Source organism: Salinicola aestuarinus, from assembly GCF_003206645.1.
Classification (GTDB): Bacteria; Pseudomonadota; Gammaproteobacteria; order Pseudomonadales; family Halomonadaceae; genus Salinicola; species Salinicola aestuarinus.
Map to the genome: position 1 here is coordinate 18,867 of NZ_PZJP01000017.1, position 13,987 is coordinate 32,853.

General features: G+C 47.7%; 12 protein-coding genes. All 12 read right to left on the bottom strand.

Features of this window, described 5'->3' with window-relative positions; all coding sequences use genetic code 11:
• Positions 1–88: 88 nt before the first annotated feature.
• The 12 genes from DOM41_RS15490 to DOM41_RS15535 all read right to left on the bottom strand — a co-directional run bounded on the left by DOM41_RS15490 (position 89) and on the right by DOM41_RS15535 (position 13,974).
• Complete coding sequence (locus DOM41_RS15490; RefSeq protein WP_110687766.1) at positions 89–1,255, bottom strand: nucleotide sugar dehydrogenase; 1,167 nt, start codon at positions 1,253–1,255, stop codon at positions 89–91.
• A gap of 417 nt (positions 1,256–1,672) precedes the next feature.
• Positions 1,673–2,422 (bottom strand): acyltransferase, encoded by a 750-nt coding sequence (locus tag DOM41_RS17585; RefSeq protein WP_157956955.1) that lies wholly within the window; start codon positions 2,420–2,422, stop codon positions 1,673–1,675.
• 86 nt (positions 2,423–2,508) lie between these two features.
• Entirely contained in the window at positions 2,509–3,525 is a 1,017-nt protein-coding gene (locus DOM41_RS15495; protein WP_110687767.1) for a phytanoyl-CoA dioxygenase family protein, read from the bottom strand.
• Positions 3,526–3,565: 40 nt separating this feature from the next.
• On the bottom strand, positions 3,566–4,840 hold the full coding sequence (gene kdsB / locus DOM41_RS15500) for a 3-deoxy-manno-octulosonate cytidylyltransferase (RefSeq protein ID WP_110687768.1): 1,275 nt from the start codon (positions 4,838–4,840) through the stop codon (positions 3,566–3,568).
• 14 nt (positions 4,841–4,854) lie between these two features.
• A complete protein-coding gene (gene kdsA / locus DOM41_RS15505) occupies positions 4,855–5,682 on the bottom strand; it encodes a 3-deoxy-8-phosphooctulonate synthase (protein WP_110688038.1) in 828 nt (275 codons plus the stop codon).
• A 27-nt stretch (positions 5,683–5,709) separates the two neighbouring features.
• Positions 5,710–6,432: a glycosyltransferase family 2 protein gene (locus DOM41_RS15510; RefSeq protein ID WP_110687769.1), complete on the bottom strand. Its 723-nt coding sequence runs from the start codon at positions 6,430–6,432 to the stop codon at positions 5,710–5,712.
• Positions 6,429–7,673 (bottom strand): hypothetical protein, encoded by a 1,245-nt coding sequence (locus DOM41_RS15515; RefSeq protein ID WP_157956956.1) that lies wholly within the window; start codon positions 7,671–7,673, stop codon positions 6,429–6,431. Before DOM41_RS15515 ends, DOM41_RS15510 begins: the two co-directional genes overlap by 4 nt.
• Positions 7,660–8,040: an HAD family hydrolase gene (locus tag DOM41_RS15520; RefSeq protein WP_110687771.1), complete on the bottom strand. Its 381-nt coding sequence runs from the start codon at positions 8,038–8,040 to the stop codon at positions 7,660–7,662. The genes DOM41_RS15515 and DOM41_RS15520 overlap by 14 nt, the downstream gene beginning before the upstream one ends.
• Positions 8,037–8,888 (bottom strand): hypothetical protein, encoded by an 852-nt coding sequence (locus DOM41_RS17590; protein WP_157956957.1) that lies wholly within the window; start codon positions 8,886–8,888, stop codon positions 8,037–8,039. Before DOM41_RS17590 ends, DOM41_RS15520 begins: the two co-directional genes overlap by 4 nt.
• The gene (locus DOM41_RS17970; protein ID WP_110687772.1) at positions 8,888–9,571 is read right to left on the bottom strand and encodes a CatB-related O-acetyltransferase; all 684 of its coding nucleotides are present in this window, start codon (positions 9,569–9,571) and stop codon (positions 8,888–8,890) included. The genes DOM41_RS17590 and DOM41_RS17970 overlap by 1 nt, the downstream gene beginning before the upstream one ends.
• A 5-nt stretch (positions 9,572–9,576) precedes the next feature.
• A complete protein-coding gene (locus DOM41_RS15530; RefSeq protein ID WP_110687773.1) occupies positions 9,577–12,993 on the bottom strand; it encodes a capsular polysaccharide export protein, LipB/KpsS family in 3,417 nt (1,138 codons plus the stop codon).
• 18 nt (positions 12,994–13,011) lie between these two features.
• Entirely contained in the window at positions 13,012–13,974 is a 963-nt protein-coding gene (locus DOM41_RS15535; protein WP_110687774.1) for a KpsF/GutQ family sugar-phosphate isomerase, read from the bottom strand.
• Positions 13,975–13,987: the final 13 nt, after the last annotated feature.

The window sequence follows — 13,987 nt, forward strand, 5'->3', positions numbered from 1 at the left end:
ACCACTGCGTCGATAGAAAGAGCTTGCCAATAAACAAAAAAACCACCCGAAGGTGGCTTTTCAGTCGCTATAGCGAGCGTATAAACGATCAATCACCGCCAAACAGATCTCGCGTATAGACCTTGTCACTGACATCGGCCAGCTCTTCGGTCAACCGGTTAGCGAGAATGACATCACAGCGATTCTTGAAGGCTTCAAGATCCGCGAAAACCTCGGAGTTGAAGAAGTGCGACGCCTTGAGCACCGGTTCGTAGACGACGACCTCAATGCCCTTGGCCTTGATGCGCTTCATGACACCCTGCATGGCGCTGGCTCGAAAATTATCGGACCCCGATTTCATAATCAAACGGTAAACGCCCACCACCTTGGGGTTGCGAGCGACTACCGTTTCCGCGATGAAATCCTTACGTGTTCGGTTGGCATCGACGATGGCCCCAATCAGATTGTTGGGGACGTTTTCGTAATTGGCGAGAAGCTGCTTGGTGTCCTTCGGCAGGCAATAGCCGCCGTACCCGAAGCTGGGATTGTTGTAGTGCTGACCAATACGCGGGTCCAGCCCGACCCCCTGAATGATCTGCTTGGCATCCAGCCCTAGCGTCTGAGAATACGTATCCAGCTCATTGAAGTACGCCACCCGCATGGCAAGGTAGGTATTGGCAAACAACTTGATGGCTTCGGCTTCAGTACTATTGGTTAGAAGAACATCAATCTCCTGCTTGACTGCCCCCTGCTTCAGCATCTCCGCAAAAGTTTCGGCACGTGCAGAGCGCTCACCCACGATAATGCGAGAAGGATGCAAGTTGTCATATAGCGCCTTCCCCTCCCGAAGAAACTCAGGAGAAAAAATGAGGTTTTCTGTCCCAAAACGAGTCGACGCTTCCACCGTATAACCCACGGGCACCGTCGATTTGATGACCATCGTGGCCACGGGATTGACATCCATGACCTGCTGTATGACCGCTTCAACACTTGTCGTATTGAAATAATTGGTTACCGGGTCATAGTCCGTCGGTGTGGCGATGATGACAAACTCGGCGTCACGATAGGCGGACTCTGCATCCAGTGTCGCCGAAAACCGAAGATCCTCTCGTGCCAGGAAGGCCGAAATCTCAGCATCCTCGATAGGCGCCATGCCGTCGTTGAGCATCTGCACTTTCGCAGCGACGATATCGACAGCGACCACTTCGTGATGCTGGGCCAACAGCATGGCGTTGGAGAGTCCAACGTAGCCCGTCCCGGCGACTGCAATTTTCATACTCACGCCTCTCCATGTAATTGTAGCGGGCGCACCACTTCCCGCCTTACGACCTGATTCATTTAGTCGCGCTTTCTGGACCAAGCGCATTTTGAACGATGCACCATTCTAACAGACTCGTCTAGAGTTGGTCTTGAGCTACCAAAACCAAGCTTGGAGGAAGCACTAGGTCGTTTTAAGCATACTTTGAGTATTTTGGTCTAAGCGCAGTAGGGAAGCCTAATACAGTGTCGACACTTCAAGTCAAATCGAAGCTTACGGCGAGTCAACCAAGGAGAATCAAAGCTAACAACAAATATTTCTTTAATAAATAAAATACATCTAAATATTACATATCAACCACCACATCGATCGACGACTGGACAATAATTGGTCGTGAATTCAGGAGACACAATCCTCGTTCGATTGACCCGGCCATCACCAATCTAATAGCTCTGCTTCGGTAAAACTCTCTTTACGACCACGATTCCAAGTGACACCCCGCCTCACGACTTTTGCAGGAACCCCTGCCAGCACGGTATGCGATTCCTCGTGAGCCGAGTTGACGAAGGCAGCCGCACCTACGATCGAGTCATCCGGGATGAATGCCCCTTTATTGATCAAAGCACGCAGTCCCACCCACACGTGATCACCGATGACTATCGACTGAGGCTTATTGAGACGGGCTCCCGATGATATGTCTACGAGTGAGTGAGCATCAGTGGTCCGAACTTCGATTTCTCGTGAAAACATGCAATGTCGGCCAACTGTAATATTGCACCCTTCCTGACAAAGCAGATAAACCGTCTGGAAGGTCGTCGAATCGCCAATACTCACCGTTTGGGAATTTCCTTTGATCAGTATCTGGCCCCTCAGGTTGCAGTCATCACCAATATGGAGGCGATTCCCTTTACCCTGAATCCGGATGTGACAATTCAGGGAGACGCGCTTACCAACTGAAATCTCATTACCCACCCCACCGATCCTTAGGCTCCCACGTGCCTTATCAAGACCCTCCAAGTTGATGATATTGGATTCGGCATCGGCTTCAATCTTGAAATTTGGCAATCCCGTAGAGCGGCTAATGGCACCGTCAGGGAGAGGGCTTGCTTCTCTAGCATTCTGAACAGGTGTTTTAATATCGCTGGAAATCATCGAGCGCAAAAATGTTAAAAACCGTTTTTTCATTTAAGACAACATATCCATCTATCTAAAAACCAAATCAGGACTCCACTGCCTTTTCAATTGCACCCGACAAGCCAGTGGAATGAGGGCTACAGTTTCTTTCTATCGATCACATGCCAGGATGACTGCCCACCCTTGGCTGCAGCCTTGGCATCTTCCTGCTGACGCATGCGCTGAAGCACGCGATACTGCAGTCGGTTGAAGTAACCGAACCCCAACCCCGGTAACGGGAGGAAAGGATTAGTCCGGCTCATACCCCATAGTGCCAGGCGAGAACTCCCCGGTTCAGCGTTGCCCCGAGCGTGCACGCCAAAGGTATTGGCGATCAGCAACGTATTGGCCTTGACCCGAAACGGCTTTGGCCCGCCCTCGCCCAATCGCTCAGCCTCTTCCTGGCTTACCCGAAACGAGCCCCGCGCCGTGTAGCGATCCGCATGTTCCTTCGCCCGCAGGCTCATCTGATATTCCCACTTCAAACGCTCGCGATGGGGATGATTGGAACCGGGCACGAACACGAATGGGCCATTGTCGTCTGTGACATCTTCGAGGTAGAGCCAGAACTTCATGGTCGGCTGGAACGTATCGACGTGCAGGTTCTTCTGCGGATCGCGCTCCGTCATGCTATCTCGGCTACCGTTGTGCACGTTCTCGATATGACAGATCGGTAAGCGGGCATGCCCTGCGCAGTAACGGAACAGCCGCTTCAATTTGGAATCTTCCAGTACTGCTTTGACGGTCGGCAGTTGATCGATGACCTTCGGCGCAAGAAGAATCCGGTGCGTGTTGGTATCGCCCTGGCAACACTCGCGGATCTCGCCCTCAAAGGCACCAATCTCCCCGACCAGCGCTTGAAACTGCTGATCGGAAAGATAGTTTTCCTTGAGTACGTAACCGTAACGCTGGAACTGTTCACGATCGGCCTTGGGCACGCCAGGAGCCAGCGTCACCATACGCAACCGAGTCATCCAGTACGCCGACCAAACGCGAGCTGCATGCAAGCCGTAGCGATTGAGCCGCTCGCTACCCAGCAGCGGGTTAGCCTTGAAAGACTTGGCACCGGTGAAAAGCTCGCCCAGCCAAATAGGATATTGAAACACTCGCTTCATGGCGGCTCTCCCCTGTTAGTTTTAACTACGCCGTTTCCCGTTACTGCGCCATCACGTTCATGACCCGACTGTAGCCCTCTATGGATCGGAACACATCAGCATTCCCTTGAGCTTCCAGAATTCTGTCACTCAGACAGCGTAAGGCGCCCGCTCCCCCCGCGACCGGCAGCACGCCGGTGGCCGCGCTGGCGATATAGTCCGGGGCATCGCTCACCGTGAAACTCAATCCACACGCGCCAAACGCGGGTAGATCTATCGAATCGTCCCCGAGACATGCGGTCTCTTTGCGGGAAACCCCGGCTTGCTCCTGCAGGGCGCGACAGGCGGCCGCCTTGTCCTTGACCCCGAAAAGCACGTGCTCGATACCCAGGTCCGCGGCACGCTTTCTCAATGTCTGGGAATCACGACCGGACAGTATGGCCACCTGCACACCACACGCCATCAACATCTTGATACCCAAGCCATCGCGGACATGGAACGTCTTCGTCGTCTCACCGGCTTCGGTGTAGTGCAAACGGCCATCGGTCAGGATGCCATCGACATCGGTAATGACCAGCCGGACACCGGCCAGCGGATTCGCCGGCGCGTACTCCTGGCCCAGGAAATGGGCGCGCACGCGCTCGAGACACTCCGGCGTATCCACACCCGGCCCCGTCGGTTCGACTGTGACGGCGCGGATCGTCATGCCCGCGTATAGCAGGCGCAACTGCTCCAGCACCTCGGATCGCTCCAGCATCGGTGAAGCAAGACGACCGTACTGCTCCAGCACGTCGCGACGATAGGCGTAAACGCCGACGTGCTTCAAAAAGCTCGCTTCGGCCGGCTCTCGAGGAAACGGAATCGGCGAGCGGCTGAAATAGAGCGCGTCACCGTTTTCCTTGAGCACGACCTTGACGCTGTTCGGGCTCTGCGCTTCCTCATGAGAGATCGGATGGCATAGCGTACCGACGTGAACGTCCGGCCCGACGTCTTGCATCGTCGCAGCCAGATTTTCGAGGTCGCCCGAGCGAATCAAAGGCTCGTCGCCCTGCACGTTGATGTAGAGATCGGCCTCGACCTGTTGCATCACCTCGACCAGACGGTCGGTGCCCGAAACATGATCGGGAGAGGTCATGACCGCATTTCCGCCGAAGCCGGCAACACAATCCATGACCCGCTGGTCGTCAGTGGCGACCCATACCGCATCCACGTTGCTTACAGCGCTGGCACGCTCGTAGACGTGCTGGATCATTGGCTTGCCGACGATATCGGCGAGCGGCTTGCCCGGCAAGCGGCTGGAGCCGTAACGGGCAGGAATCACAATGACAGTTTTCATGGGAGACAACCGGTTCAGTCAATTTGAAGTTTGGGCAGTGACTTCACCGTGTCATCGATCGCCTTGATGTGCGTCAAAAACGGTTCGAGTAGATGCAACGGTAATGCACTTGGGCCATCGCACTTGGCGTTATCGGGATCGGGATGCGCTTCCAGGAACAACCCGGCAAGCCCAGTCGCCATGCCGGCACTTGCCAACTCGACGACCTGCTGTCGGCGACCACCGGACGCGGCACCACCGGGGTCACGCTGCTGCAGAGCGTGAGTCACGTCGAAGATGATAGGCAGATCGCCAGAGACCTTCTTCATGACACCGAAGCCCAGCATATCGACCACCAGGTTGTCATAGCCGAAACAAGTGCCGCGATCACACAGCATCAGCTGGGAATTGCCTGCTTCCTTGAACTTCTCGACGATGTTCAGCACCTGTGCCGGGCTCAGGAACTGCGGCTTCTTGATATTGACCGGCTTGCCGGTCTTTGCCATGGCAACGACCAGATCCGTCTGACGCGCCAGGAACGCCGGCAACTGGATAATATCCGCCACTTCGGCCACTGGTGCGGCCTGCCACGTTTCATGGACATCGGTAATGACGGGAACGCCGAATTCGGATTTGACGGCTTCAAAAATCCGGAGCCCCTCTTCCATGCCCGGACCGCGGTAGGAATGAATCGAAGAGCGATTGGCCTTGTCGAAGCTCGCCTTGAATACGTAGGGGATGGAGAGCTTGTTGGTGACCTCGACGTAATGCTCGCAGGCCTTCAGGGCCATATCGCGAGATTCGAGAACGTTGATGCCACCGAACAGTGTGAATGGTGAACGGTTATTTAAACGGTCAATCATGAGTTCGTTGCTCAACTTCACTTCCTCTTAGTCTACTACAGGCCCACGATCAACGAGCGCCTGATACTCTTCTGGCGTACCGCAGAAATCGATATTGAGCAAAGACACTTCTAAATAGCGAATATCTTTGCCGTCTTGAACTAAAAAGTTGTACAAAGGAGCGACATAAAACTCCCCTTTTGATTTGATGTCGTTGTCGATGGCGTTTTCAAAGGCTGATAAAAACAACTTCTTTGACGCAAAATGGTAGAGTCCATTGCTGCACAAATCGGAAATTCTATCTTTCTCCGTGGTCTGCAAAACTGTGAAGTCATCTCCCGGCCTCACGAAAGACCAATGATCACCTTCCCCGTGAAAGACTTCCAAGTAGCCGTCACTATCTTTGACGAAGTCAGGCAGGTCAAATTCATACCGTAGTGTATCTATATTAAAAATAGTAATTGGTTCTTCGTCAGCAACTTCACGCAGGCCCTGCGCGACGGTATCTGCTTGGCCTTGTGTCATAGCCTCGAGGACGACAATCGAAAAATCGGAAATCCCCAGCCGCGAAGCTTCAGCCTGGACAAACTCCCTAGCCTGGTAATCATCCCGGAGAATAAATAAAAAAGGTTGCTGATTAAAATACCTGGAAAATGAGCGCATTACCCAATAGAAAACGGTCTCGCCCCAAAGTGGGAGCTGATACTTAGGCTTGTCGTATCCCGCTTTAAAAAAACGACTACTGGCACCTACCATAGGAATGACAATCATGAATGCGTCTCCTTGATCTCTGCATACAGCCGTAGTGCATTCGCGAGCATCGCCTCTTGACGGTCCGGCCTGTCGGAATGCAAAGGCAACATTGATAGAAACAACAAAACGACAAGCGGCTGAACGTCACGAGTGGATAAACCGGGGATAAACTCGGCATCTAAAAAAAGCTTCTGTATAGTACGCAGACGATCGCTAACATCGAATTCGATATTCATGTTGAAGGCATCGAGCATCTCAAGACGGTACCGCCCGGCAATAATATAATCGTACATGCCTACGACCGAATGAAAGAGTTTAGCCAAGTCGTAGCACTGATCACCATATACGGTAAGCTCGCCCCGGTCATTGATCCCCCGCGGGTCAATGAGCTTTAAATTATCGGCACGAGAATCAAACAGCATGTTACTGAAGCACATATCGCCGTGGATCCAAGCGGGTAGCCGAGGCAATAAAAGCGTCTTATCAATACAGCGTGAGGCTATTTCTTTCAAAGTGCCAAGAGGCTCGTTATTATAGCGTACCGGAGTGTCCAGAGTATAGATTCCGGATTGAGCAAATTGAGATAGCCTCTTGAAGGTTTTATCTCGAATGAGTACTTCAAAATCCGATTTTACCGAATTATGAAGCACTTCCGAGTCAGGCATTTGACTACGAAAATCCGTGAGTATAGTACCTACCAATGAGAATATTTTTTTCCAATAAAACGACGGATTGAGCCCGTAAACATAAACTTCATTAAGCGGAGGAAGCGTCAGGTATTCCAAACTATAACTTACATCATTTTCGCCGTCGTCCTCGACAGCCATCAGCTCGCTATCCTCGCTAATCTCTTCCAATTGCCAATTATAGTTCTCCGTAGTTTGACTGACACCGACAACGTCCAGATCATCAGGAAAATGTTGCAAATAGGTGTCGCCATGAAGCATATACAACTCTTCATCCACAGTACCCGACGAGTTCAAAACATAAAGAACGGATTCACCAAGAGTGAATTCGTCAGGAACGCGAACGACAAGTATATTTTTGGAATCAAAAAACGCTCTATCCGGGCTGCTGATAGAATAGCTGGCTGGCAAAGACAGGATAATTCGTTGATCACTTAGCGCGCTTTCTTCGACAATTTGTAATTGGTGTTGTAGCAATAACCGATTGCCAAGAGGCAGCATGCAAGCTGGTACTTTTCCATACTCGACCTGTAATTCTGGAACGACGTAGCCCGCTGAGTTAATCAGGATCATTAGGCTTACTCGTCAACGCTCTGAGTTCTTCGTAAGATAGATTAATAAATTCGTCTGGCCTGACAGCTTTGTCGTCGACATGAAATCCTTCATGACCGCACCATGGCTTGCCAACATAAACCTCATCGTATGGAACGTCATGTTTGTCAAGCCATTCAATAATAACAGGCAATGTATTGGCGTTTATCTTGCCAAGATTTCCCGAATAGGTCCTCACATTTCGGCTAGTATTTATGACAATTTCGAAACCAACCTTTTTATAATCTTTTAACCTCCTTATCAAAGGTTGATTGGGACTGGAGTTAACATAATCACCCTTTGTGGTAAATGAAACCGTATCATCCAGATCAACAATCAATCTTTTCATTTAGACCTTAACCCGTTTAACAAAAATAAAGCTTCAGGATTTGCATAGTATCCTTGATCCCATGGTGCCGGCGAGGCCAGACCCTTGACTGCTCTGTCTCCTGTCCATACTCGGCCTGACAAATCTGGAAATTTAGCCGCGATATAATCTTTACTTCTTTGTTCACGGCGCAATCTCGCAGAGCCAGGTTTATCTCTGACCACAGTCATTTTTTCATCAATTTTGTTTATCGAAAAACCAGAATCTAAAGCAAAGGCTTTAACTAGAGGGCTAGCATAAAAACCATATTTCGCACCATATTTATTGGGATAGTTTTGCAACCACTCCTCAAACTTGGTAAAAATCATCATGTTGTCTCTCGTAGAAAACATGAATTGATCACTGCCCTTTGAAACGGCCTCAAGATAATTTATAGACTCTTGATCCGACTTCTTGAAAATCGACTCAATAGAAGTATCGAAAGACAGATCGAATCTTGCACGAAAAACAATATCATATTTCCGTCCAATTACTTCTTCGTAATTGGCCATCAACTGGATGGCACGTTTAACACCAAACCATTGATTAAAGATAAAAAAATCTGGATAAGTGTCACAAAATTTTTCGAGAATCAACCTTTCACTACGCGAATAATCAGGTTCGGCGACATACTCGTATCCAACCAGCCTGAGACCATTCTCGCTAAAAATTTTTTCGAGCCCAAAGGCCTCAGGGTGAGACCACGTAGAAAAATAAAAATCGACTCTACTGCCGAATAATTTTTCAAACTCAACAGCAGTTTCATTAAATGTTCGGGGATGCCCTGACAAACAAACTGCTATTCGCTTTGAATCGTACATAATCTCCATCACCCAATTTCGTTAATAGCTTCCATGGTCAGTTCAAAAACTCGAGGTTTAAGCTGCGGCAGCCGTTTTTCTTTAATAATTCGACAGCAAGAGGCCACGTCACTCAGATCATTTTTCTCTTGAATCAAAGATGAAAAATCGTAATCCCACCACTTAACCTCACTCAACTCAACTATTAGAGCCGGGGAAAAACGATATTTTATAAGCGTCGCCGGCACTCCACCGACTATAGAATAAGGTTCGACATCTTTAACCACCACAGATCCGGATCCAATAATAGCGCCATCCCCGATGGTAATTCCTCTACGAATTATAACATTACGACCTATCCAGACGTCGTTACCAATGTGGTTCCTCGCCGCCCTGTTCTCCAACCCCTTCTTTGATCTGATATTTTCAAATAACGGGTTACCCGTGAAAGGACCACTGTTATTAAAAGCAAAAAGATGAGTGGATAATCTATCAGTTGGATGATCGGTAGGGCCCACACATACGTTTGGAGCTATAGAACAATAGCGGTCGATGGTCGTATTATAGATTTCCGAACCTCTCCCCACGTATGACATGTAACCAAGTTTGCAAGTTCCATGCATAGCACCTGCGATTGAACAAGGCGCTTCGGAGGTTACGACCCCTTTGATCAATCTGGGGTTATATTTAATAGGATTTTTCTGCCAGTCCATAGTCACTACCTATTATTTGATATGTATTTTATTAAAGATTCAATTTCGCATCTTTTATTTTGGCTTGGGTCGTAGTATCTACTTAAAACGACATAGGCGAAATGAAAGATCTCATATACCGATCTTCGGCGTGTCCTACGCGCTATTGTTTTTTTATCTTCTGTTATCCCCCAACCAGAGTAAAAAGGAACTCCGTAACAGTGAACTTTTTTACCTCTCATCAGTGCTTCAAAACCCATCCCGGAAGTGGCAACGAACACCTCGTCCACAGTATCAAATAAGACATGAGGGTTTACATCAAAGTCAACAATATAGACATTGTCACAGAACTTAGTACAAGACAAAAAGTCATTGTTGAAATAGCTCGTTTTCCCTCCGGTTATAGCATCCGGATGCTGTTTGATCAGTATATCGTAATCCGGATAGTCGTTTATTGCATCATGAAGCATCTTGCTGAAACTTGTTTCGTCAGCCATCCCCGATATTACTGACTGATCTCCATAACGTTGATCGATCAAGAGAAGTTTAGGTCTATCTGGGCTGCCTATATCCAACTTAAGATCTGGCGCATGATTATATTTTGAAATGCGGTTAACTATAATATTGTCAATTAAGTCTTTAGACCGCTCCAACTCCACAGGGTCTAAATCTGGCCCATGCTCCAGCAGTCGCTCTAAGCGAGATATTTTGGTCGCGTCATAATAAGATGTTGTATCATCAAGTATAATCGATAATCCTGGCTCCCCAGACAAACCTAACCTTAATGATCGAATAAACCCGTCCTCGACATAAATCAGGTGTCTTCCTAAAGCTTTCTTAACCTCAACCTGTTTTTTCTTTTCCGTACGTTCTGTAATTCCCCATTGAACAAAAACGTCTACCGAGGCTAGCTCCGAAATTGTTTCTAATCCTTTAGCGGATTGTACACGCTGGTTTGCGTTCAACATGGGTAATAAATATTTTTGGGTACCAGTCCAAGTACTTTCGCCCGAAGGAATGCCAACAATATCCACCCTTTCTTGGTTAAAGATTTTTTCAAGGGAGGAACTTTGAAGTGATCTATTGCTTAAAGTTGACCAGGACATCAGATAGTTTTTAATTCTAACATTTGACTGGCCATCAAAGGCGCCATTAGAAAACATATCTGCCGCCCAAGCCAAACCCTTTGGATCAGGAATAAAACCGTTATTTAAATATTCCTCAAGGCACAGTCTTACTTCTTTATGATTTTTAGCAATCGGAAAGTTGCAATTATCCCAAATTTGATCAAATTCAACGTATTTAGTAGAAAGAGGCATCCTCCCCATCAAAAAGCCTTCAAAAAGCATAGTACTATTCACAGAGGAAACAATGTCACAATGATAAATAGCTTCTTCCGGAGCGACCATGTAGCACAACGCATCGTCTATAGCAGAGACACTTGACACTTTTAGCTTACTATCAAGATCTTCTCCTAAGATATTATCTTTGGATGGCGGGAGGCGCACAATTAATTGCAACTCCAGGTCTTCGCAGAGTAGTAACAAATCTGATATTGCTTTACGCTGAGATTCACGAGCGATGCGCATATCTAGCTGGGAATCCAAGGGTTGAGAAGCAAAAAGGATAGTTTTAACACCCGGATCCAAACCAAACAACCGATAAAACTGAGCCCTTTCTAGCTTAGGTTTGTAGTCAACATACTTGTCAAACTTAGGCGCACCAACGCTAACAAACCTATCTTGTGGATAACCGCGACTTGTGAAAATAGCTTTCTGCAACCCTCCCCAACCAAGCGTGATATCAGCCAAAGGTTGAGAAGCAAATGACTTTGGATCCCAGTAATACTTATTCTGATCTACAAACACTGATTCGTGGGGTATAAGAATACGAGGAATATTTAGCTCCTCGCAAACATGCGAGATTATCCTCATAACTGGTGCCCAGTCAAAAGTAAAAATTACTCCCACCAACTTATGCCGAAGTGGTATAAGTCTCCTCACAATCATTCGCCTATATACATCTGGATTTTCTCTGGCGAACTTTAATACATTTCTGCGATTGGAAGACAAATCTTTTACGAAGTCAAGTGGTGCTATATCGTAGTCATCGGAAGATATATTTTTGATTAAAGAGTTGGAGTGTTCAGAGATCCATGGAATAAACAAATACATTGGCTTAGGAGACTCAAACGCTTTCGCCAACTCGTATCCCATTTCAGCATTGTACCAATCCGGTACGGAAGGACCGGTTAACTTCGATGCAGTAATTTTTTTCTCAGCACCAGTGCTAGCACTGGCGCTTTTATCCTTTTTAATACTTTTAACAGGTTTTCGATGCTCAGCGATTTCGATCAGCTTTTGTATATATTCAACAGTCTTCTCTAAAGTAGTATATTTCTTGTGTATTGGATCAAAATACTGAGGATATAAAATATATGAAGCTGCGAACACTTGCTCTACTGTTAATTTCCGCGTGCGTCTCTTGTTTTTCTGTCTATCATCGGTCAACCCCCAACCGGCATAAAATGGGCAGCCCAAGGTTGTAACCTTTATACCCCTCAAGAGAGCCTCAAAACCAACTTGAGAAGTAATGGTATATACATGATCAACGCTTGAAAGAACATCAGCTATTGCAATATTATCTGTGATTAACTCGCAGATATTCTTAACTTCATTCGGGTTTGAGAGCATTTCCCGACGATTATGTAGCACATCTGGATGTGGCTTATAATAAATATCCGCTTCAGGATTTTCATAAGCAGCTAGTTTTACCAGATCATTGTTGTTATAATTTTCCGAGCAGCCATAGATAATTGAAGCATCATCTTCTACCTGCCCAATCACAAGAATTCTTTTCTTGCCGCCTTTAGTAGGGTAAATATCTTCAGGAGATTTTCGACGCCCATTATTATATTTGCTTATACCCAGCGTCAGAATATTTTGGATGTTTTTTTCTGCGCGAGCCATTAACTCTGCATCTGACTCAAAATCGTAGCTGGAAAGAATACACTCTAAGTCAGACTCTTTCGTCGCATCAAAATATGGAGTTTTAGAATCAAAATTCAGCGACAATGGTGGAGTATGCTTGGACCCCAACTCTACTGAACGTATAAATCCGTCTTCGACATACTTTATAGGCTTGGTAGTATTTGAAATTGCTTTAGGGAGATTCATGCCCCAAACAAGTATTTCTGCATCTGTTGTTTTTTCAATGAGTGGCAACCATTTTTTTTCCAGCTCGACTTGGTTGGCTTTGAAGGGAACATAGATAAAGGTCTTATCCGGCATCCAGGCCTCAATTATTGGCCTTTTCCAATCGTTTATCCTAAACGCAAAGACCGGATTCTTTACGCCGGACAATTTAGCAATCTCTTTTTTTTTCTTTGCGGCATCTTCAAAAAACTTGACTGGATGCTTGATTAACTTGGTGACCTTGCTCATTCGTTTATTCCTTAACTATCAAGCATCGAAACTTTTGATAACGCCAGCCGGTTTTAGCTGATCGTTTACGACAACTAGCGAGGTCAATCTTTTTTCACGCATCAATCCCTCACACTCATAGAGATTGGCGCCTTTGGGTACGGTCGTTGGCATTTTGCCCATGATGTCCTGGGCAATGAGAGATTCGGTATTCCCGTGCTTTTCTATGGCTCGACGCAAGTCACCATCGGTAACGACCCCTACCAAATCACCGGCCTGAGAAAGAATGCAGACGATACCTTTACCACCCTCGCTGATCTGGTGAACCACATTCGCAAACGAAGCGTCCTCCTGGATGGAGGGCACGGGGTGCATGACTTCCTGGACCTGGGTCAACAGTTTACGGCCCAGCGACCCGCCCGGGTGGAATCGGGCGAAATCGACCGGCATGAAGCCTCTGCGATCCATCAACGCAACGGCAAGCGCATCTCCCATCACCAGCGTTGCAGTGGTTGAAGTGGTCGGCGCTAGATTGTTAGGACAGGCTTCACGTTCCACGGAGACATCGAGATGGACGTCTGCGGCAATGGCAAGCGTCGAGTCACTATTGCCCGTGATCGCGATGCTCTTTGCCTGAATGTGGCGAATGTAAGGCAGCAGCTTCACCACCTCGTCGGTTTCACCACTATAGGAGATCAGTACGACTAGATCGTCTGCCCCGATCATGCCGAGATCGCCATGGTAAGCTTCACCCGGATGTACGAAAAAGCTAGGAGTACCGGTCGATGCCAACGTAGCGGCGATTTTTTTTCCGATAATCCCGGATTTTCCCATTCCCGAGATAATGACCTTCCCAGTGCACTTGTGCATGAGATTGACTGCTAACGAGACTTCGCCATTCAGCGATTCGCCAATGGTTTGTAACGATTTGGCCTGCTCCCAGAACACGTTGCGAGCCACTTCCAATGACTGATCCTTGTCAGAGTGTATTTGAGCTTCCATATTCGTCTCGGTT

What these genes read in the sequence shown, in the direction of transcription:
- DOM41_RS15490 (WP_110687766.1), bottom strand. Translation starts at nt 1,255, where the DNA reads ATGAAAATTGCAGTCGCCGGGACGGGCTACGTTGGACTCTCCAACGCC.
- DOM41_RS17585 (WP_157956955.1), bottom strand. Translation starts at nt 2,422, where the DNA reads ATGAAAAAACGGTTTTTAACATTTTTGCGCTCGATGATTTCCAGCGAT.
- DOM41_RS15495 (WP_110687767.1), bottom strand. Translation starts at nt 3,525, where the DNA reads ATGAAGCGAGTGTTTCAATATCCTATTTGGCTGGGCGAGCTTTTCACC.
- kdsB (WP_110687768.1), bottom strand. Translation starts at nt 4,840, where the DNA reads ATGAAAACTGTCATTGTGATTCCTGCCCGTTACGGCTCCAGCCGCTTG.
- kdsA (WP_110688038.1), bottom strand. Translation starts at nt 5,682, where the DNA reads ATGATTGACCGTTTAAATAACCGTTCACCATTCACACTGTTCGGTGGC.
- DOM41_RS15510 (WP_110687769.1), bottom strand. Translation starts at nt 6,432, where the DNA reads ATGATTGTCATTCCTATGGTAGGTGCCAGTAGTCGTTTTTTTAAAGCG.
- DOM41_RS15515 (WP_157956956.1), bottom strand. Translation starts at nt 7,673, where the DNA reads ATGATCCTGATTAACTCAGCGGGCTACGTCGTTCCAGAATTACAGGTC.
- DOM41_RS15520 (WP_110687771.1), bottom strand. Translation starts at nt 8,040, where the DNA reads ATGAAAAGATTGATTGTTGATCTGGATGATACGGTTTCATTTACCACA.
- DOM41_RS17590 (WP_157956957.1), bottom strand. Translation starts at nt 8,888, where the DNA reads ATGGAGATTATGTACGATTCAAAGCGAATAGCAGTTTGTTTGTCAGGG.
- DOM41_RS17970 (WP_110687772.1), bottom strand. Translation starts at nt 9,571, where the DNA reads ATGGACTGGCAGAAAAATCCTATTAAATATAACCCCAGATTGATCAAA.
- DOM41_RS15530 (WP_110687773.1), bottom strand. Translation starts at nt 12,993, where the DNA reads ATGAGCAAGGTCACCAAGTTAATCAAGCATCCAGTCAAGTTTTTTGAA.
- DOM41_RS15535 (WP_110687774.1), bottom strand. Translation starts at nt 13,974, where the DNA reads ATGGAAGCTCAAATACACTCTGACAAGGATCAGTCATTGGAAGTGGCT.